At 41.1% G+C, this 20,118-nt stretch carries 22 protein-coding genes; 11 read left to right on the top strand and 11 right to left on the bottom strand.

What is annotated here, in order from left to right; all coding sequences use genetic code 11:
- The first annotated feature begins 423 nt into the window (after window positions 1-423).
- The gene (locus V7K73_RS28520) at window positions 424-969 is read left to right on the top strand and encodes a shikimate kinase (protein WP_334885268.1); all 546 of its coding nucleotides are present in this window, start codon (window positions 424-426) and stop codon (window positions 967-969) included.
- 37 nt (window positions 970-1,006) lie between these two features.
- Here the strand turns inward: V7K73_RS28520 and V7K73_RS28515 are convergent, their stop codons facing one another.
- Both V7K73_RS28515 and V7K73_RS28510 read right to left on the bottom strand, forming a co-directional pair.
- Complete coding sequence (locus V7K73_RS28515) at window positions 1,007-1,165, bottom strand: PIN domain-containing protein (RefSeq protein ID WP_334885266.1); 159 nt, start codon at window positions 1,163-1,165, stop codon at window positions 1,007-1,009.
- Window positions 1,155-1,382, bottom strand: coding sequence for a hypothetical protein (locus tag V7K73_RS28510; protein WP_334885265.1), 228 nt, complete (start codon window positions 1,380-1,382; stop codon window positions 1,155-1,157). The genes V7K73_RS28515 and V7K73_RS28510 overlap by 11 nt, the downstream gene beginning before the upstream one ends.
- Window positions 1,383-1,574: 192 nt before the next feature.
- Here V7K73_RS28510 and argB point away from each other — a divergent pair, with 192 nt between their 5' ends.
- Window positions 1,575-2,468, top strand: a complete 894-nt coding sequence (gene argB / locus V7K73_RS28505; protein WP_334885263.1) for an acetylglutamate kinase — start codon at window positions 1,575-1,577, stop codon at window positions 2,466-2,468.
- Window positions 2,469-2,719: 251 nt separating this feature from the next.
- Here the strand turns inward: argB and V7K73_RS28500 are convergent, their stop codons facing one another.
- On the bottom strand, window positions 2,720-3,193 hold the full coding sequence (locus V7K73_RS28500) for a hypothetical protein (protein WP_334885261.1): 474 nt from the start codon (window positions 3,191-3,193) through the stop codon (window positions 2,720-2,722).
- A 170-nt stretch (window positions 3,194-3,363) separates the two neighbouring features.
- Here V7K73_RS28500 and V7K73_RS28495 point away from each other — a divergent pair, with 170 nt between their 5' ends.
- A complete protein-coding gene (locus V7K73_RS28495) occupies window positions 3,364-3,906 on the top strand; it encodes a tetratricopeptide repeat protein (RefSeq protein WP_334885259.1) in 543 nt (180 codons plus the stop codon).
- A gap of 255 nt (window positions 3,907-4,161) precedes the next feature.
- Here V7K73_RS28495 and V7K73_RS28490 read toward each other — a convergent pair whose 3' ends face one another.
- Together V7K73_RS28490 and V7K73_RS28485 are read right to left on the bottom strand one after the other, a co-directional pair.
- Window positions 4,162-5,475, bottom strand: a complete 1,314-nt coding sequence (locus V7K73_RS28490) for a glycosyltransferase (RefSeq protein ID WP_334885258.1) — start codon at window positions 5,473-5,475, stop codon at window positions 4,162-4,164.
- 219 nt (window positions 5,476-5,694) lie between these two features.
- Window positions 5,695-7,194 carry a lipopolysaccharide biosynthesis protein gene (locus V7K73_RS28485; RefSeq protein WP_334885256.1) on the bottom strand — a complete coding sequence of 500 codons (1,500 nt, stop codon included), beginning with the start codon at window positions 7,192-7,194 and terminating at the stop codon, window positions 5,695-5,697.
- Between the two features lie 1,136 nt (window positions 7,195-8,330).
- On the opposite strand from V7K73_RS28485, the gene V7K73_RS28480 reads away from it, so the two are divergent.
- The gene (locus V7K73_RS28480) at window positions 8,331-9,230 is read left to right on the top strand and encodes a DUF3153 domain-containing protein (RefSeq protein ID WP_334885255.1); all 900 of its coding nucleotides are present in this window, start codon (window positions 8,331-8,333) and stop codon (window positions 9,228-9,230) included.
- Between the two features lie 109 nt (window positions 9,231-9,339).
- Here V7K73_RS28480 and V7K73_RS28475 read toward each other — a convergent pair whose 3' ends face one another.
- Window positions 9,340-9,708 (bottom strand): winged helix-turn-helix transcriptional regulator, encoded by a 369-nt coding sequence (locus tag V7K73_RS28475; RefSeq protein WP_334885253.1) that lies wholly within the window; start codon window positions 9,706-9,708, stop codon window positions 9,340-9,342.
- Window positions 9,709-9,847: 139 nt separating this feature from the next.
- Here V7K73_RS28475 and V7K73_RS28470 point away from each other — a divergent pair, with 139 nt between their 5' ends.
- Window positions 9,848-10,465 (top strand): FMN-dependent NADH-azoreductase, encoded by a 618-nt coding sequence (locus V7K73_RS28470; protein WP_334885251.1) that lies wholly within the window; start codon window positions 9,848-9,850, stop codon window positions 10,463-10,465.
- A 106-nt stretch (window positions 10,466-10,571) separates the two neighbouring features.
- On the opposite strand, the gene pdxH is transcribed toward V7K73_RS28470, so the two are convergent.
- Window positions 10,572-11,216, bottom strand: coding sequence for a pyridoxamine 5'-phosphate oxidase (gene pdxH / locus V7K73_RS28465; RefSeq protein WP_334885249.1), 645 nt, complete (start codon window positions 11,214-11,216; stop codon window positions 10,572-10,574).
- Between the two features lie 127 nt (window positions 11,217-11,343).
- On the opposite strand from pdxH, the gene V7K73_RS28460 reads away from it, so the two are divergent.
- From V7K73_RS28460 to V7K73_RS28450, 3 genes are all read left to right on the top strand, one after another.
- A complete protein-coding gene (locus V7K73_RS28460) occupies window positions 11,344-12,420 on the top strand; it encodes an AI-2E family transporter (protein ID WP_334885247.1) in 1,077 nt (358 codons plus the stop codon).
- A gap of 173 nt (window positions 12,421-12,593) precedes the next feature.
- Entirely contained in the window at window positions 12,594-13,424 is an 831-nt protein-coding gene (locus V7K73_RS28455) for a ScpA family protein (RefSeq protein WP_334885245.1), read from the top strand.
- 231 nt (window positions 13,425-13,655) lie between these two features.
- Entirely contained in the window at window positions 13,656-14,825 is a 1,170-nt protein-coding gene (locus tag V7K73_RS28450; RefSeq protein WP_334885243.1) for an NDP-sugar synthase, read from the top strand.
- 325 nt (window positions 14,826-15,150) lie between these two features.
- On the opposite strand, the gene speA is transcribed toward V7K73_RS28450, so the two are convergent.
- Entirely contained in the window at window positions 15,151-17,163 is a 2,013-nt protein-coding gene (gene speA / locus V7K73_RS28445; RefSeq protein ID WP_334885242.1) for a biosynthetic arginine decarboxylase, read from the bottom strand.
- 283 nt (window positions 17,164-17,446) lie between these two features.
- On the opposite strand from speA, the gene ndk reads away from it, so the two are divergent.
- On the top strand, window positions 17,447-17,896 hold the full coding sequence (gene ndk, locus V7K73_RS28440) for a nucleoside-diphosphate kinase (RefSeq protein WP_229483831.1): 450 nt from the start codon (window positions 17,447-17,449) through the stop codon (window positions 17,894-17,896).
- Between the two features lie 392 nt (window positions 17,897-18,288).
- Here the strand turns inward: ndk and V7K73_RS28435 are convergent, their stop codons facing one another.
- Together V7K73_RS28435 and V7K73_RS28430 are read right to left on the bottom strand one after the other, a co-directional pair.
- Window positions 18,289-19,011: a TerC family protein gene (locus V7K73_RS28435; RefSeq protein WP_334885240.1), complete on the bottom strand. Its 723-nt coding sequence runs from the start codon at window positions 19,009-19,011 to the stop codon at window positions 18,289-18,291.
- A 90-nt stretch (window positions 19,012-19,101) separates the two neighbouring features.
- Window positions 19,102-19,242, bottom strand: coding sequence for a hypothetical protein (locus V7K73_RS28430; RefSeq protein WP_334885238.1), 141 nt, complete (start codon window positions 19,240-19,242; stop codon window positions 19,102-19,104).
- Window positions 19,243-19,282: 40 nt separating this feature from the next.
- Between V7K73_RS28430 and V7K73_RS28425 the strand changes: the two genes are divergently transcribed.
- A complete protein-coding gene (locus V7K73_RS28425; RefSeq protein WP_334885236.1) occupies window positions 19,283-19,552 on the top strand; it encodes a type II toxin-antitoxin system ParD family antitoxin in 270 nt (89 codons plus the stop codon).
- A 76-nt stretch (window positions 19,553-19,628) separates the two neighbouring features.
- The gene (locus tag V7K73_RS28420) at window positions 19,629-19,832 is read left to right on the top strand and encodes a DUF433 domain-containing protein (protein WP_334885234.1); all 204 of its coding nucleotides are present in this window, start codon (window positions 19,629-19,631) and stop codon (window positions 19,830-19,832) included.
- Here the strand turns inward: V7K73_RS28420 and V7K73_RS28415 are convergent.
- Complete coding sequence (locus V7K73_RS28415) at window positions 19,821-20,033, bottom strand: tetratricopeptide repeat protein (RefSeq protein ID WP_334885232.1); 213 nt, start codon at window positions 20,031-20,033, stop codon at window positions 19,821-19,823. The genes V7K73_RS28420 and V7K73_RS28415 overlap by 12 nt on opposite strands.
- Between the last annotated feature and the right edge of the window lie 85 nt (window positions 20,034-20,118).

Below are 20,118 nucleotides of genomic sequence, written 5' to 3'. Positions count from 1 at the left end.
TTTGGATAAATTAAAAATAAATAAAAGCTTTGAGATAAATTCAAGTTGATAGCTCATTTATCAAAACAGAATACATGCGTTAGTCGCCAGAATTTAGAATCGAATGATTAGCGATCGCCTATCAAGTAATTTTATCCGGTTGTGCGATCGCTGCAAAACTCCGTATTATTAAATCCGAGATTGAGTCGTTGAGTTTATAATTAAACCACGTCTATCTTGAAACCTATAGTTCTTCCATGATCAAAAGGATTTGCCCTCATCCCCCAACCCCGAATCCCAAAATTGGGATTCGGGGAGAGAATTTCAAAGTCCCTCTCCCAAGCTTGGGAGAGGGATTTAGGGAGAGGGTGAAAACTACGGTTCTGAACTTAGATAAGGTTTAGAAACTGTGACTCAGCACTCAGAATTGGAGCGAAGCAACTGGTGAGCAACTTATTACAAGGAGTCAACCTGTATTTAATTGGGATAATGGGCGTTGGTAAGACGACAGTAGGGCGCTTACTGGCGAAGGAATTGGGTTATGGGTTTGTGGATACCGATAATGTTATTGCCCAAGCAACAGGTAAATCTATCAATCAGTTATTTGCACAAGTTGGTGAAGTAGGGTTTCGCCAGGTAGAAAGCGACGTACTTTCACAAGTTTGTGCTTTTACAAAGTTGACTATTGCAACCGGTGGTGGTATTGTACTGCGGCGAGAAAATTGGGGTTACTTACACCACGGTTTGATAGTGTGGCTAGATGCGCCAGTGGAGATAATTTACAGCCGTTTAGCTGAGGATACCACAAGACCACTGTTGCAAGATGCTGATCCTAAGGGGAAATTGCGATCGCTCAAGGAACAACGAACACCACTTTACTCTCAAGCTGATTTGCACATCACCGAGCGAGAGGGAGATACACCTGAAGACGTTGCCAAGCGAGTACTTGAGGCAATTCCTAGCGTTCTGAAAAAAACTGTTTCTCATTAATGGGGAATGAAGAATATTAATTGATGCTGGTGCAGAGTTAGGTTATGAACACAGAAGAAGCACCGTAAAATAATTCACCAATATCAACACTAGGAATAAATATTTCTTCTGCATTTACCAGCTGATTATTTACTGCTATATCATTTGCAAATAAAGCAATAATAATATTAGTGTCAAGCAGATATCTACCAGTCATTTATATCAACCTGTTCGCACCCTTGTTCAATTGTTTCGCGCATCAACTGAATATCATTTGGCGATATTGTAGCTGCAAAATTTAATAATTGTTTACCTGGAACACCATGAATTTGCGAACCTACTAAAGTTCGAGCAAACTCCAGCACTCGATATTGCAAGTCTTCAGGCATAACTTTTAATTCTTCAATTAGCCGCAGGGTAATCGGTGTATCCATATATAATATCCTGATAATTTTCGATTCGGGTTGCTAGTCTTTCTTCTAGAGATTTTCACATTTTTGAGACGAACCAAACAGCTATGGCTGCTCAGTACAAAGATACTCAAATTTGGCAGTAGAGATTGTGACGAGTTACAAAGTCTTCTACACTGACTGAAATAGGTATTAACTCTCTCTGTTAGGCTCCTCATGACGTTCAACGATTCTGAATACATCAGGCAAACTGAAGCCACTCGTGTACGTGTACTAAGCGAAGCACTACCTTATATTCAACAATTCGCCGGTCGGACTGTTGTTGTCAAATATGGTGGCGCAGCGATGAAAGATGGCATACTCAAAGACAAAGTTATCCGCGATATTGTATTTTTATCCTGCGTGGGCTTGCGTCCAATTGTAGTCCACGGCGGTGGCCCAGAAATTAACAGTTGGTTAGATAAGCTGGGCATCGAACCACAATTTAAAAATGGTCTGCGAGTCACTGACGCCGCGACAATGGATGTGGTGGAAATGGTTTTAGTTGGTCGAGTTAATAAAGAAATTGTCGCCCTAATTAACCAAGCTGGTGGATTGGCTGTAGGACTTTGCGGTAAAGACGGTAATCTATTTACAGCCCGTCCCCAAGGTCAAGAAGGCATCGGTTTTGTGGGGGAAGTCAGTAATGTAAATATCAAGATTTTGGAGACTCTCGCTAGCAATGGCTATATTCCTGTAGTCTCCAGCGTCGCCGCCGATGAGACAGGACAAGCTTATAACATTAATGCCGATACTGTAGCTGGAGAAATCGCTGCTGCACTAGGAGCAGAAAAGTTAATTTTACTGACTGACACCAGTGGAATTTTAAAAGATTACAAAGACCAATCTACTTTGATTCCAAAAATAGATATTCGTGAAGCCCGCGAACTGATTGCCGATGGTATAGTTAGCGGTGGGATGATTCCCAAAGTCAGTTGTTGTGTGCGATCGCTTGCTCAAGGAGTCCGTGCAGCACACATCATCGATGGTCGCATTCCTCACGCCCTGTTACTAGAAATTTTTACTGATGTTGGGATTGGGACGATGATTCTGGGTTCGCAGTTTACGTAATAAGAGTTAGGAGTTAGGAGTTAGGAGTTAGGAGTTTGGAGTTAGGAGTTAGGAGTTAGGAGTTAGGAGTTTGGAGTTTGGAGTTTGGAGTTAGGAGTTTGGAGTTTGGAGTTTGGAGTTAGGAGTTAGGAGTTAGGAGTTAGGAGTTAGGAGTTAGGAGTTAGGAGTTAGGAGTTAGGAGTTTGGAGTTTGGAGTTTGGAGTTTGGAGTAAAAAGTTCTCCCTCATCCCCCTCATCTCCCTCATCTCTCTTTACCGGGGATAAATGAAAACAGGCGATCGCTCGTCGCTAAATGGTCTACGATGCCATGAATTATCTATAATCACCGGATTAACTATGGTTGAGTCTTGAATTGCCGGATTAATCAAAGTTGGATTAATCAGGGTGGAATTTCTCACGTTTTCCCTGAACTGGGGATAGGAATAATTGTAGTAATCAGTGCGTTGTGGTATTAGTCCCGTTCCTGGGTCTACAGGCATAGGTGTGGGAATCGGACTACCATAAATAAAGGAACCAACCGGAGGCGATCGCCTGACTCCATAATCGGGTGCGGGAATCGGATTACCATAAATGAAGGAACCAACCGGAGGCGATCGCCTGACTCCATAACCACCATCAATCACGATCACACTCTGGGCAAAAGCTGGAGCAATGCTTACAGCCATCACTGCTAAAATCATACCTGCTAGGAACCAATTCGGTTGTGAATGCTTGATTTTCAACATATTTTTGCTCACCTGCATTTGATACCGGAATTTTTAACCAGAAAATAGTCGCAGCTACTTAATTAAAATTTTAGAAGTTTATTTAGTTTCAGGTTGCCACCTTCTAAAAAAATTCCAAAAAGATTGCTGATATTGGCAAAATTAAAATAGTGCTAATTTTTGTATAAGCCGTGAGTGTAGAAAGTTTAGAAATTGCTAAAACCCGCTACCAGGCTGGGAAAGTTGCCTTTGAAAATGGGCAATACCGCCAAGCCATCGAAAATTTAGAAAAGGCCAGCGCCCTGTTAGCTCGTAATTCTCGCCTTGGGGGGGAAGTAGAAATTCTTCTGGTGACAGCTTATGAAGCAGCTGGACGCACCGATGATGCGATCGCTCTTTGCGAAAGACTCAAACGCCATGCCCATTTTGAAATTAGCAAACAAGCGCGACGGATGCTTTACATCTTAAAAGCACCAAAGCTGAAAAGGCCGAGCGAGTGGATGACTGAAATCCCAGATTTGGGCGCACTATCCGATAATGAACTCAAAATTTCTATTGCTGCTAAGTCTACTAAATCTTCTGTGCAGCAGAAGCCTAAACCTACGGAGCCAGAATTAGTTGACCTTAGTCAAGTCAATACCAGAGATAATCGCTTTATCTGGGTGGCGCTAATTGCCATTGGTTTAAGCATCTCTTACTTGGTTTGGTTGAATTTTTCAGGAAGCCCAAGCTAGATACGACTTTATCCAAATCAAAGAAGGTAAACTTCGTTATTTGACAAAATTCTGGCTTTTGGGCAAACACTTTTTCCATCATCACCTCAAATCAGTGACGATGGAAAAAGCAAAATCATACCTGCATAAAGGTTTCAGCATCAAGTTATCCGTTTCATTGAATCCCACTAGATATCCGATTTAGTCGGGGACTTAAACCCATTTATTTATAGTTGCATTTAATTTTGGTTTGAAAATACCCAAAAGTGCAGGTTGCTACTGCTCTATAAGATTCGGATTGGGTATATTTTTATAAATTTCAATTAATTTGTCATTTAATATACGAATGTCGTAGTTTTTTTCCACAAATAAACGACCTGCTAAACCCATACTTGACCAAGTTTCTGGATGCTCAACTAAATAACCCAATTTGTCAGCTAAAGCCTCCACATCCTTTTCTGGAACTAAAAAACCTGATTTACCATCCAGCACACCATCAGGAATCCCATTGTGCAATGTAGATAACACTGGCAATCCCATAGCTTGTGCCTCTTGTAAAACTAGTCCCTGTCCCTCTTTATCTCCATCCGAGGCAGTTACACTTGACAGAATAAAAATGTGGGAATCAGCATAAATCTGGCGGATTTCATCTTGTGTTTGCCATCCTAAAAATTTAACTTTATTTGTAATTTTAAGTTCGGTGGTTAGCTTTTCTAGTGATTTACGAAGAGGACCGTCACCAATGATATTATATTCAATATTTGAATAATTTTTCAAAACCCTGGCTACTGCCCTAATTGAATATTCAATCCCTTTTTTCTCAACTAATCTTGCAACTGTGATAAGTTTTATAGTTTCGTTAGCTCGAAGTATTTTTTCTTGGAAATTATACTCTGATATATCAATACCTACAGGAAGCTTAAAAATCTTATCTGGCGGGCAACCTAACTCTATAGCCATATTACCTGTAAAAGTTGTATTAACAGTGTACGAATCTCCAAGATAAAGAATATGTTTATACATTTCTACATATTCTCTCATAAATTTTTTATTGACATCATAACCATGAAAAGTTGTAATTACTCTTCCTTTAATTACACCTAGTTCTCGCAATATTATAGCTTTGATACCATTAGGAGCAAAATGACAATGAATAATGTCATATACTGGACGTTTATCTAAAAGGTGAACAGTTGCATAAAATAAGGTTAAAGACGCAGATATTTTCCCATATTTAAAAACATTAAGAGTCTCTAAGATAATCAGAAAATTGTCCCAATTCTTCCTTCGGATTAGATGATAGATTAGTAACTTAAGCGCTTTGAAAATCTTCCAAAAGTAATTACTAGGTTCTTCAAAATAGAATGTATGCTCCGAAAGATTATAACTTGCCACCTTTGAGTGTATTTTGACAGTATCAGCAATTCGTTCAGCATAAATATCAACCTCATACCCACGATCCACTAGAGATGTTATTTGTTCCAAGATAAAAGTTTCGGATAAAACTGGGAAATGATTAATCATGAACGCTATTTTCATAATAGGCTTACCTAAAATTTTTAAAAAATTAAAACGATCTAGAACCCACATTTACTTATCAAAGCAATAATTATTGAATCAATGGGACAAATACGCTATTTGTCATGGAGTTTTTTGTGAACTTTACGATCCACTAAATCATGCAATTTATGATAAGTTTCTTTAAATAGTTTTTGGCTAAGGTGATAAATTACCTTACAAAAGTAGAAATTGTATTTTGATTAGATATTTAAAGAAATAATTAAAATCTTATTCAAGTTTATTAAAATTTTATTTTTTTAATTCCTTGAATAAATTTAAATAATAATTTTTCATCTTAAATATATAGAACAATAACCCAAAATATACTACGCTCATTACAACAGAATAGATAATCAGCATTGCCCATAATGGTAAACTATTTCCAATACTAATTTTGATGCCTAATACTACTATACTTGCTACTACAGATGATATGAATACTTCTTTGATTGCTTGTAAGACATCAAGAATAGTGATTGGTGTGCCTCGTGTTGCAAAATAGATGCAAGGAACTGCCTGTAAAAGCATTGCGATCGCATAAGACAAAGCAACTCCAAATGCTTGATATGGCAAACCTATAAAAAATGATGTTACCAGCCAGGACGAAGAGAGCAACCCCCATCTGAACATATAATCAGTTCTGCCTCTGGATATATACAGCCAACCTGTAGTGTTACAAATAGGTTGAACTAATGCGGATATGCTTAACAATCGAAAGATTATGCTAGCATCTCGCCATTGGTAACCAAGAAGAAATACAATAATTTCTTCTGAAGCCACTATCATAAAAACAATAGTTGGCATGGTTAAAAAAGCAATTACTGAAATAGCTTTGAGGTAATACTGGCGAAATTTTTGTGGGTCGTGCTGCAATCTGCTTAAACCAGGAATAGCAACGGCAGTAATTGGTGCATTAATCTGATTAATCGGCAGAAGTAGCAATTGATAAGCCTTGGCATATAGACCTAATTGTTGAGTACCCCAGAATCTGCCGATAAGAACATTATCAAGATTTCGCGCAAAGTAATTAATAGCTGTGAACCCAGTGAGATTTCCTCCAAAAGCCAGCATTGAGCCTATTCCTGATTGCCAAGCAGGTGCGCTGGGACGCCAACTGCAAGCCATCCAGAGCCCGATAGTGTTGACTAATCCCAAAACAATTGGAAAAATCACTAGTGACCAGTAGCCAAGTCCACATAAGGCAGCAATGATTGCAGCTATGACACCAAGGAACATAGAGATAACATCATTCAACATCAATGCCTTGTAATGCATCTGGCGATTGAGCAAAGCATTGTGCTGAACACCTAACCCGCTAAAAATAAATCCAGATACTAGCGCCAGAGTAATCCAAATCAAACGGGGTTCGTGATAAAACCAAGCAATTCCCGGTGCGAGTGCTGAAGCCAGCAGTGCAGCAAATACACTAAGTGCTACGTTTACCCAAAATAAGGTACTGACTTGCTCATGATTAATCTTTTCCTTCTGAACGGTTGCCATCGACAATCCCAAGTCTTTGAATAGACTGACAAACCCAATAACCGCAGTTACCATACCTATCAAGCCGTAATCCTCTGGTGTGAGTAATCTGGCTAACACTACGTTAGATATTAAGTTCAAGCTAAACTTCAAAATTTGGGCGCCCATAGTGATTGCACCACCACGAACAGAACGACCTTTAATATCTCCTTTGAGGTGATCTGTATTAAAATACTCGTCGTCTTTTTTTCTAAAAGAGAAATTTTTCATAAATATGCTCAAAAATTACAGATGCTTAGACCCTTATTAAGTTAATAACGACGAGATAGACAATCAATCACAATTATTATAATAATATTTTCAGAAAACTCAATAATTAAAATTAAAGGATAAAAAAACTATTGAAGAAGAATTCACAAGTCAGAATCAATCAGTCGGGGATTGGAACCCGCGACTGATTTAAAACGACTAAATTTTATTGTTTTGTGGGGGTCTTAAACCCAATTATTCATCCGTCAATCGCACAGAATATCCAACTGAATTCTGCCGACTGACGCATATATTCTGTTCGATAAAATAATAAGTATAAAATTATTTATCAATGCTAATGCTTACCTTATCTAATTATTTGGATTTTTTTTATTATACCAATATTGGGTCTTGTCCACTTGCGAGCATCCCTATTTGGCCAAGAAGACGAAGAAGGGAGAAATATTAGCGATGATACCTTGCAAATTAGGAAGGACTATACGGATGCTGTCCATAACTGAGAAAATTATCAGAGTTAGAAAATATGGTTAAAATAATGACACCACAAAAGAAAAAACTAGCTAAACACACTTACTAATTATTCATTTTTTATACAACTATTAAAATTTTTAATTAATATAGACCTATTGCAAAAATGATTCGTGGTATAATAATAAACTTTGAACTTTGTGTTTGCGCTCCATTTGAATCAGACATACCAATGAGGTAATAAAATTTCTCTGTATCGATTCTGATGTGCATTTTTAATAAATCGCTGACAATTGCGACAAAATAATTTTGCAATAGGTCTACTATACTACTAAGTAAAATATAAATTTGCTAAAAGTACAAGATTTGATATTGGCAAATTTTTGAAAGTCTTGTTTAATAAGCTAAAGCTGGCAGAGCGTAATAGACTTGACTTTAGACCATTAAAGTGTAACGGTCTGATAATTTTTGAATATTCGTGAGGAGTTCCCCCTAGAGTCCGCATAAATTGGGAAGCTTTTCAGCAGTTTCTCCAAAAGAGCTAGTCTGTTGGGAACTTTCCCAAAATTATAGAAACTGGCGTGGAAACCTCTAACACCAGATTGCCTTCCTTTGAGGTAAAAGTCAAGATTGGTTAAAAAGTTTGACTTTTGGAGAGATTTATTGTTATGAATTATTCCATTTTCGGAAAGATTTTTTTGTGGTTAATCACACCATTTAGTTTTGTGTTGGCAAATATGAAATTTATTTCACCACTGAATGGTCGAAATCGAATCAAACCGGTCTTTCCCATGCGAAATCCTATTCTGTGGCTAGTGGTGTTAACATCCCTGTTACTGACTGGCTGTGTTAAGTACGATGTAGGGCTTAACTTTGACAACTCAAATAGTGGCGAACTAGTACAGCATATTAAGTTGGGAGAGCGGCTAACTAGTTTTAGTGGCGATTCTGTATACGAATGGTTAAATAGCATAGAGCGCCGCGCCCGTCAACTAGAGGGAAAAACGCAGCGAGTTTCCACTGAAGAAATCATTGTCACAATTCCTTTTAGTAGTGGTAGGGAATTACAAGAGAAGTTTAACGAATTTTTTAACTCCCGTGCGAATCAACCCTCTGAGTCATTGGGGAGGCAATCTGACTCAGAACTGCCGAAAATTGAATCAAATGTCCTCTTGGAGCAGAACAATTTTTTACTTTTAGTCCGAAATCGGTTAATTTATGATTTGGATTTGCGATCGCTATCCCTAATTGCCAGCAAAGGTAACGTCTTGGCTAATGCTGGTTCAATTCTTGACTTGGAATTTAGCTTGAAAACTCCTTGGGGAGCCAAAAATATTCAACTAACTGAAACTGCGATAGAGCCAGAAAAAAATGGCAATCGATTAGTGTGGAAACTCCAGCCTGGTGAGCTAAACCACATAGAAGCTATTTTCTGGCTTCCCAGTCCCCTTGGTATTGGTGCGTTGTTAATTATCGTGTTTGTCTGGGCAGGATTGTACTTGAGATACAATTTTATGCCAGATCCCAGACTTCAGTTTTCTGCCAAAGTAGCAGTAAATAGGGAATAGGGAATAGGGAATAACTTTAGTTCTGGGTTTAGAGCCGCACTCAAAAAGAAAAATTATGCTGAAATTGGAATAAGGACGCTTTATGCGTCCTTATTCCAATTTCACAACTTCAGTCGTCACTATTCCCCATTCCCTGTTCCCGTTGTGCGCTACCATACCAACGTTCAGCAAGTGCATTGAGTTGATGAAGGATCTCAATGAGTTCCTGACCACGTTCTGTGAGACCGTAAGTTACTTGGGGTGGGACAGTCGGTTCATAGTGGCGATAAATAATTTCTGCTGCCTCAAGCATCCTGAGTCTTTCCGTCAAAACTTTGGTTGAGATGCCCTCGACTAGCTGCTTCAATGCACCAAAGCGAGTAGGCCCACTATTACACAACACCCACAGTATATACATTGTCCAGGGGCCTGATAGTAAGGACATCAGAATATTGACAGGGCAAGCATCAGGATTTTCAGGATTTTTAGAGACAGACATCGATAAGTTAGGCAACAGTTACTTTATGGTAACTACTTTACTTTAGTAACTAGTTACTTTTAGTATCTGATGTAATGCTTTGAAATTTAGACTCAAAAAAAGTAAAAGCAGAAATCCTAGCTAATCAGGAGATTATTTGGTGGTCAACATTCTACATATTGATTCCAGTCCCCGTGGAGAACGATCGCACTCCAGAGAACTATCTAAGGAATTCGTCAGTGGTTGGAAGGCAGCACATCCTGAAGATGCGATCGCCTATCGAGATTTAGGGCATTACCCAGTTCCTCACGTTAATGAAGCTTGGATTGCGGCGGCATTTTCACCACCAGAAACCCATACCCCAGAATTAACTGAGGCACTTAGGATTTCTGACGAACTGATTGATGAGTTTTTGGCAGCCGATCGCTACGTCTTTGGAGTGCCAATGTATAACTTCAATATACCTTCCACTTTTAAGGCTTACATCGACCAAATCGTTCGCGCTAACCGGACTTTTGCTGTAGATGCTCAAGGTTTAAGAGGCTTAGTTGAGGGGAAAAAGGCAGTTATCATTACAGCTCGTGGCAGTGACTTTAGCCCCACCTCCCCTTTCGTTGCCTACGACTTCCAAGAACCCTACCTGCGGGCGGTTTTCGGCTTTATTGGGCTTACAGACATTCAATTTATTAACGCTAACAGCCTAAACCAGGGAGATGCCCGTACCCAATCTCTATCAGAGGCACGGGCAGCAATTCAAGATGCGATCGCCCAGTGGTAATGTGATGCGGAAAATTGGGAATTGGGCATGGGAACATTGGGAATCGGTCAATAATCAATAATTCTTCTTCCCCTGCCTCCCCTGCCCCCTGCCCCCTGCCTCCCCTTCACGGTGACAACCGCTCAATTTTCCAAGTGTGATTATCTAAACGGCTATAGAGCAAGCGATCGTGCAAACGACTGGGGCGGCCTTGCCAAAACTCAATTTCTGTGGGGATCACTCGTAAGCCTCCCCAATGAGGCGGCCGGGGGATCTCCTCATTTTCATATTTGCTCTTAAACTCCTGTAAACGTCGCTCAAGAACTTCTCGGCTTTCTATCACTTCGCTTTGATTAGATATCCACGCACCCAGACGACTGTTGGCAGGGCGACTGTGAAAATATTGGTCGGACTCAGTTTCGGAAATTTTCTCCACATACCCCGAAATTCGCACTTGACGTTCTAGTTCTGCCCACCAGAACACTAAAGCCGCCTGGGGATTTTCTGCGACTTCTTGTCCTTTGTGGCTGTTGTAGTTGGTAAAGAAGGCAAAGCCCCGTTCATCAAAATCCTTGAGTAACACCATTCTGGCTGAGGGCTTACCGTCTGGTGTGGCAGTAGCAATGGTCATGGCATTGGGTTCTGGGAGTTGCGCTGCTAGTGCCTGATCGAACCATTTTTTAAATTGGATAAACGGATTGAGGTCAACTTCAAGTTCGCTCAAACCTTCCAAGGTGTAGTCTTTGCGAAGGTCGGCTACGGTTTTGTCCATTTTGATTTACTTCCTCACTATCAGATACGCTAATACATGTCTTTGTTAAAAATATCTATGATGATGATCAGCACCATCAAGAATTTTACAAATTCTCTTAAGGAATATCTAAAATAGGTTGCATAAAATGCGCCGTTCGACCTCCCTTCGACGCCTGTTAATTTATGGTCTAAGCGGCCCGATTATCGCTCTCAATGTCTGGCTGCTGTCTGTGCTTTTTCGCTATTTTCAGCATCCCATTAGCGTTTTGATCATTGCAGCGATTCTGGCTTTTCTACTAAATTACCCAGTTAAGTTCTTTGAACGGGCCCGGATCACGCGCACTCAGGCGGTGATCATAGTTTTACTTGCAACATTAACCGTGTTGGTGATTTTGGGCGTGACTCTAGTGCCGTTGATCATTGATCAAACAATTCAACTGTTAAATAATATCCCTGATTGGTTAGGCGCGAGTCAAGCAAACTTAGAGCAGTTTGAGAAGCTGGCAAAACAACGACGTTTGCCAATTGATTTGAGGGTTGTGAGCAGTCAAATCAATGCCAATATTCAGAATCTGGTACAACAGCTAGCTTCTGGTGCAGTGGGATTTGCTGGGACACTGCTCTCAGGATTACTTGACGCAGTGTTAGTAATTGTGCTGGCATTTTATATGCTTTTATATGGCGATCGCGTCTGGTATGGTCTAATCAATCTTTTGCCCTCTAATATTGCAGATCCCCTTACCGCATCCTTGCGCCTAAATTTTCAGAACTTTTTCCTCAGCCAGTTATTGCTAGGACTGTTCATGGTGCTAACCCTGACGCCAATTTTCTTAGTGATGAAGCTGCCCTTTGCCCTGTTGTTTGCCATATTAATCGGTATCTCGGAACTCATTCCCTTTATTGGGGCATCTCTCGGCATTGGTCTAGTAACGATTTTAGTACTGCTGCAAAATTGGTGGTTGGCAGTTCAAGTTGCCATAGCGGCAATTCTCATGCAGCAGCTTAAAGATAACTTGTTAGCTCCCAGGTTACTCGGCAACTTTATTGGACTGAACCCCATCTGGATTTTTGTCGCTATTTTGATGGGATTTGAGATTGCTGGTTTGTTGGGGACGCTTGTTGCTGTTCCTATTGCTGGTACTATCAAAGGCACTTACGATGCGATCAAGAGCGGTAAGCCAAGTGATTTTGCAACTGTCACTATTACTCATGACCCGCCCTGATTAAGAGGGCAGGGGGCAGGGGGAGAAGAATTAAAAACCAATGCCCAATTCTCAATTCTCAATGCCCAAAGTTGCACAATCTGATCTCACAATTCACAATGGTGATTGATTACAAATTTTAGGGGATACTGCCAACAGGCAAGTTCTGTCATTAATTAACTTAGAACTCGTTAATGGAAGCTTCTGAGCTATTAGAAACAATCACACTCCTGATTTACCAAGCCCAGCAGGGAGAAATTGATCCTTGGGATGTCCAAGTGATTGAGGTGATTGACCGTTACTTAGAACTGATGGCACCGGAGGCAATAGGAAGAGGTTATGAATCGGACTTGTCTCAATCTGGACAGGCATTTTTGTCAGCATCAATGCTGGTATTATTCAAAGCTAATACATTGATGCAATTGTCAACAGTAGAAGATATCGAGGATGGTGTAGTAGATGATGCCCTATTGTCAGATGAAGACGGAATATCACATCAGGGTCATCGTCTACCATTAGAACGGCAATTGCGTCGTCGTGCATCGGCAATGCCGCCACAAAAGCGCCGGGTGACTCTGCAAGAGTTAATTAAGCAATTGCAGATTATGGCGAACCAGCTAAAACTGGTAGAAAAAGTCAGCAAACCGATCCGTCCCAGAGGGCTGCCTAGCGTCCAAAGTATGCGGGAGGCGCTGGAGTTAGCTCACCAGGAAAATCTGACAGAAGTAGCTGGGGAACTGGAGCAGGTGTTGAATATGTCGGCAAGGGAGCTAAATTTAGAACAAAATTGGTTGAATCTAGAACAACTTGTACAGTTGTGGACTCAGACAAAGCATTTCAACCAAAATGGGTCTGGACATGATTCTAAACACAGTCATTTAGTTAGCGTTTTCTGGGCGCTACTGTTACTCTCGGCTCAATCGAAAGTAGAGCTATTTCAAGAGGAGTTTTATCATGAGATTAAAATTAGGCTACTTACAGATTCAACTAAGACTGGTAAACCTTTTGAGCAGTCGATGAACTAAAAAAGCGAAAAGTAGCTTTACAGATAATTTACAGATTTTTGATTCAGTCCCAAAATCCGAGTAAATTGAAAAGATAAGCGATCGCTTGTCATCTAAGTATACGTATGGTTGCAATAACCACTAAATTCCTGTTATCCCTGTTTAAGGGATAACTTAGAGCAAAAATAAAAACTGATGATTAAGTATCACTCGATGAAAGTAAACTGGCTTGTGGTTGAGGAATAAATTTTTATGAAAGCGATGATTCTCGCGGCTGGCAAGGGTACTCGCGTGCGTCCGATTACCTATACAATTCCCAAACCAATGATTCCCATCCTGCAAAAGCCAGTGATGGAGTTCTTGCTGGAACTGTTACGCCAACATGGATTTGACCAAATTATGGTCAACGTTAGTCATTTGGCTGAGGAAATAGAAAACTATTTTCGTGACGGTCAACGGTTTGGGGTGCAAATTGCCTATTCCTTTGAAGGCAAAATTGATGATAACGGGAAACTAGAGGGAGAAGCAATTGGTTCAGCTGGAGGGATGCGCCGTATCCAAGACTTCTCGCCATTTTTTGACGATACCTTTGTGGTGTTGTGCGGTGATGCTTTAATTGATTTGGATTTAACTGCGGCGGTTAAATGGCATAAATCCAAAGGAGCGATCGCTACTATTATTACGAAATCTGTCCCCAAGGAAGAAGTTTCTAGCTACGGTGTGGTGGTCACTGACGAAGAGGGGCGTGTTAAAGCTTTCCAAGAAAAACCTTCAACTGAAGAAGCCCTCAGCACCAACATCAACACAGGTATTTACATCTTTGAGCCAGAGGTTTTTAACTATATCCCCTCTGGTGTAGAATATGACATTGGTAGCCACTTGTTTCCCAAATTGGTAGAAATCAAAGCTCCCTTCTACGCCATCCCTATGGACTTTGAATGGGTAGATATTGGTAAAGTACCAGATTATTGGCGGGCGATTCGCGGTGTACTTCTGGGTGAAATCAAGAATGTGCAAATCCCTGGTCATGAAGTCGCCCCAGGCATTTACATTGGCTTAAATGTCGCCGTAAATTGGGACAAAGTGGATATCACAGGTCCAGTTTACATTGGCGGGATGACGAGAATAGAAGACGGAGCTAAAATTGTCGGACCAGCGATGATTGGCCCTAATTGTTGGATATGTAGTGGCGCAACAGTAGAGAACAGCGTGATTTTTGAATGGTCGCGCCTGGGGCCAGGAGTGCGTTTAGTCGATAAGCTGGTGTTTGGACGTTATTGTGTTGATAAAACTGGCGCTGCAATAGATGTTCAAGCGGCTGCTTTAGACTGGCTGATTACCGATGCCCGTCAGACTCCGCCATCACATACCCCTCTTGAGTTACAAGCAATAGAGGAATTGTTGGGGACAAACGCAAGTTAAAGTTTGGAGTTAGGAGTTAGGAGTTAGGAGTTAGGAGTTAGGAGTTAGGAGTTAGGAGTTAGGAGTTAGGAGTTAGGAGTTAGGAGTTTGGAGTTTGGAGTTTGGAGTTTGGAGTTAGGAGTTAGGAGTTTGGAGTTTGGAGTTTGGAGTTTGGAGTTTGGAGTTAGGAGTTTGGAGTTTGGAGTTAGGAGTTAGGAGTTTGGAGTTTGGAGTTATTATTTCGTGTTTTCCTCTTCACTTCTAACTCTTAACTTTATTCCTAACTCTTCACTCCTAACTCCTAACTCCTAACTTTATTCCTAACTCCTAACTTTATTCCTAACTCCTAACTATTTAGATACGTATATCTTCTGAGACTCTGTTCGTAGGTTTGTAGCAGTCGCTGAGATTCTGCTAGGGTGATGCGCTTTTCTTCTAATGCTTTCTCGCAACGCTGGCGAATGTTTTCCACCATATCTTCGGAGTCATACTGGACATAGCTCACTACTTCGCTCATGGTGTCACCTTTGACAACGTGTTCAATCTGGTAACCTTTGGGCGTTAATTGAATATGAACGGCGTTAGTATCCCCAAATAGGTTGTGCAAATTGCCCATGATTTCCTGGTAAGCTCCATTCAAGAACATTCCCAAATAATAGGGTTCTCCGGGCTTATGGGTGTGCAACTCTAAAACCGATTTGACATCGCGCAGGTCTATAAAGCGGTCGATTTTACCATCACTGTCGCAGGTGAGGTCTGCCAAAATTCCCCGCCGCGTTGGTTCTTCATCCAAGCGGTGGATTGGCATAATCGGGAATAGCTGATCGATCGCCCAGCAATCTGGTGCTGATTGAAACACTGACATATTCACGTAGTAGATGGAAGCCATGATTTTTTCTAGGTCTTCCAGTTCATCGGGTACGTATTCTTGCTGTCTAGTGATTTTGAGAATTTTCTGACAACAAGCCCAGTACAGGCGTTCGGCTTTGGCTCGTTCTCTAAGGCGTAATATTCCTAAGTTGAAGCGGCTGATTGCTTCTTCTTTGAATTGTGCAGCATCGTGATACAACTCTTGGTAATTCTCTTGGTTAATGGATTGGTAGCTTTCCCAAAGATAATTAATTATTGGGGATTCTCCCTCTTGTGGTGGTTCTGGTGAATCAAGGGGGACATCGCTAGTACTGAGAACGTCGAAAATCAAGACCGACTGATGGGAAGCGATCGCTCGTCCACTTTCACTAATCAATGTTGGTACGGGAATTTGCCGCTCTGCACAAGTATCTTTTAACTCTGCCACGATGTCGTTAGCATAGTTCTGCATGTTGTAATTTTTCGATGCATAGAAGTTGGTTTGGGAGCCATCATAATCTACGCCCAAGCCGCCGCCAACATCAAGGTATTTCATATCCGCCCCCAGCATCGACAATTCTACATAAATCCGGCTGGCTTCTTGGATGGCATCTTTAATTACATTAATGGCAGAGATTTGTGAGCCAATGTGGAAGTGCATTAACTGCAAAGAATCGAGCAGGTTAGCTTCGCGTAATTTGTCAACAGCCTCGATTACTTCAGGCATTGTCAAACCAAATTTAGCGCGATCGCCACTGGAGGCTCCCCAACGTCCCATACCTTGGGTACTGAGTTTAGCTCGAACACCTAATATCGGCTTAATACCTAACTGGCGATTGGCATCAATTACCAAATCAACCTCTTCAATCTGTTCTAAGACTATGATTGGTGTTTGCCCTAGTCTTTGGGCTAACATTGCCGTTTCGATGTATTCTCGGTCTTTGTAGCCGTTGCAAACTAACAAGGCTCCTGGTGTATCCAAAACAGCCAGAGCAATCATTAATTCTGGCTTGGAACCAGCTTCTAATCCAAATTGATGGGGTTTGCCAAATTTTACTAAATCCTCAATCAAATGCCGCTCTTGATTGCATTTGACGGGAAACACGCCACGGTAGACACCAGGGTAATTGTAGCGGGCGATCGCTTTATTAAAACAAGCATTCAACCGCTCAATCCGGTCTTCCAAAATATCGGAAAAGCGAATCAACATGGGAAGTCCCAAGTTCCGCTGTTTCATGGCGTTGACCAGTTCAAACAAGTCAAGAGATCCCCCGCGATCGCCTTTAGGTGCCACGGTAACGTGACCAGCAGCGCTAATGGAAAAATAAGGTTGTCCCCAACCTTCAATCCGGTATAAGGCTTCACTATCCTCAATTTTCCAGGAGCGAGGTAAATCTCCCGTGGTAGAACTAGGTGGTAACAGCTTTTTTTGCTTATGGTTTTTCACTTCTTTGTGTCCATTGGACGGTAGTACCACCTCTTCAGATGTAGCAGATGAATCAGCACCCATTTCTTCCTAACCTCTGTTTTTCGCCCACGACTTAACAATTTAACGCATTCATTTGGGAACGTATATGCACCCAAGGATAATTTCTGAGATAAACTCTGATTGGTCATTGGTCATTGGTCATTGGTCATTGGTCATTGGTCAAGAGTCATTGGTCATTGGTCAAGAGTCATTGGTCAAGAGTCATTAGTGGAAAACTCTTAGACTCAAGACAGAGGATGACAAAGGACAAAGGACAAATGACAATTGACAAAATAAAAAATTCATTAAGTTTTTGGAGATAGCTTTGGAACGCACATTCTTAGCAATTAAGCCAGATGGAGTACAACGGGGATTAGTGGGGGAAATTATCCGTCGCTTTGAAACTAAAGGTTTTACCCTGGTTGGTTTAAAGTTCCTGAAAGTAAGTCGGGAATTGGCCCAACAACACTATGATGTTCACCGGGAACGTCCTTTTTTTGCTGGTCTAGTCGAATTTATCACTTCTAGCCCAGTGGTGGCGATGGTATGGGAAGGTGATGGTGTTGTTGCATCTGCCAGAAAGATTATTGGTGCAACTAACCCCTTAACATCAGAACCAGGAACGATTCGCGGCGATTTTGGCATAAATATTGGTCGCAACTTAATCCACGGTTCTGATGCTCCAGAAACCGCGCAAAAGGAAATTGCCCTATGGTTTAAGGATGAAGAATTAGTCAATTGGCAACCACACTTAACGCCTTGGTTGCACGAGTAAAAAAAGTTAGGAGTTAGGAGTTAGGAGTTGAAAGTTAGGAGTTAGGAGTTGAAAGTTAGGAGTTGAAAGTTAGGAGTTGAAAGTTAGGAGTTAGGAGTTGAAAGTTAGGAGTTGAAAGTTAGGAGTTAGGAGTTGAAAGTTAGGAGTTGAAAATTAATAACTCCTCACTCCTCACTCCTCACTCCTCACTCCTAACTCCTCACTCCCAACTCCAAACTCCAAACTCCAAACTCCAAACTCCAAACTCCAAACTCCAAACTCCTCACTCCTCACTCCTCACTCCTAACTCCTAACTCCTAACTCCTAACTCCTAACTCCTAACTCCTAACTCCTCACTCCTCACTCCTCACTCCTCACTTGTAACTCCTAACTCCTCACTCGTAACTCCTAACTTATTTAGAGGCTTCGCTCTTTTCTGGTTCTACTTGGGGTAATTCAGTGCCAACACGCTTGGAAAATCCCCAGCCTAAAATCAGGAAGATGGCAACAATCATGATCCATTCTGGTGGAACTAAACTATCGTTTACCACTTTCAACAACAAGCGTAAACCCACCAAGGCCACAGTTACATAGCCTGCGTCTTCTAGGTTTTCATATTCGTCTAGCCAACGGATAAACAATCCCGCCATGAATCGCAGCGTGATAATACCAATTGTTGCACCCGTCAGCACTAGCCATTTTTCTTGAGAAACTGCGATCGCAGTTGTCACGCTATCCAAAGAAAATGCCAAATCTGTAAATGCAATCACTGGTATCGCTTGCAACAATGATTTAAAACGCGGCTCGTGATGCTGATCGTCTTCACTTTGTTGAGAGGTAAAGTGTTGGAATACCAGCCACAGCAGATAAGCAGCGCCCAATAATTCAAATTGCCAGAATTGTTGCACCCAAGTGGCAGTGAGAATCAGGGTGATTCGCAGCACATAAGCAACGACTAAACCAAAGTTGAGGGCTTTACGCTCTAGTTCCTTGTCTTCCAACCCCCTTGCGATCGCAGCCAGAGCGATCGCATTATCTGCCGATAACAGCGCCTCTAAAACCACCAGGATCAGCAGAACTATTGGGGCTTCAACGCTGAAATGAAAGTCGAGGTAATTAAAAATTTGGTCTAGCATTCCGGGTTTCTCAAGCAGAAAAAATTAAAATTGGACAGGGACAGAGATTTGCATATTAAAAAGCGCAATAAATTGCCACTCTAATTCAGCTTAACGTGGTTCTGGTGCATTTTGAAGAGGGTTGAGTGTGTGCGATCGCAGTGCAAATTGGGTAATTTGCGTATAAGTCAATACACCCAAAGTTTTAACATTTAGTGAATGCGATCGCAATGGGCTGCTGTCAATTCGCATCTAGAATTAGGATATGAGAACGAAAATATGGTAATAGTTTATGAATATTTCTTTAACGACCGAGCTTGAGGAGTTCATTCAAAGTCAGGTTACAAGTGGGAAGTACACCTCAAATGAGGAAGTGATTCTTGCAGGTATTAGGCTGTTGGAGGAACGAGAACGGATTTACAACGGTCGGTTTGAGGAACTGCAAAGAGAAATTATGATTGGGGTTGAGCAACTTGATAGTGGAGAACGACTCGACGGTAAAGAAGTAATCGAGCAACTGCGTCAAAAGAACCAAGCTTTGAGAAAGACTCAGGGGCAATAATGAGTTTATATTTTCTATCGCCCTCCAAGTGCTAAGACCTCATACGTGAACATAACTTTTCTGGATTACTAACAGCATGGATAACACACTTTTACAACGCATCACTCATAATCCAAATATCTGCCACGGGAAACCCTGCATTCGAGGACTCCGTTATCCAGTTGAATTTATTTTGGAACTGCTCAGTTCTGGTATGACTACTGAAGAAATATTGAAAGATTATGACGATTTAGAATCTAAAGATATTTTAGCGATTACAACTTTCGCTTTAATCAAATAATCCTAAAAACTTCTCCCATAAGGAATTATTAGTATTATTCTTAACTTTACGGTTAGCACTCTTTTGAGCCTGAAGATTTTCTAGATTTTGCCGAACAGTAACCGTATTTGCATGATTCACTCCAAACACCTGCTGACGAATTTCTAAAGCTTGCAGAAACAGGGATTCGGCTTTGTCGTAGCGTCCTTGATAATACAGCATTTACGGCTGTTATGAGGTACAGTAGCAGCAACTGGCAAACCAGTTTCTTAAATGTTGAGGATTTATTAAATCGAGTGCAACTGAG

Origin of the sequence: Nostoc sp., from assembly GCF_036916975.1 — a bacterium.
Taxonomy (GTDB): Bacteria; Cyanobacteriota; Cyanobacteriia; order Cyanobacteriales; family Nostocaceae; genus Nostoc.
Note: the sequence above shows the minus strand (reverse complement) of the source record. Positions and strands in the feature narration are given on the sequence as shown.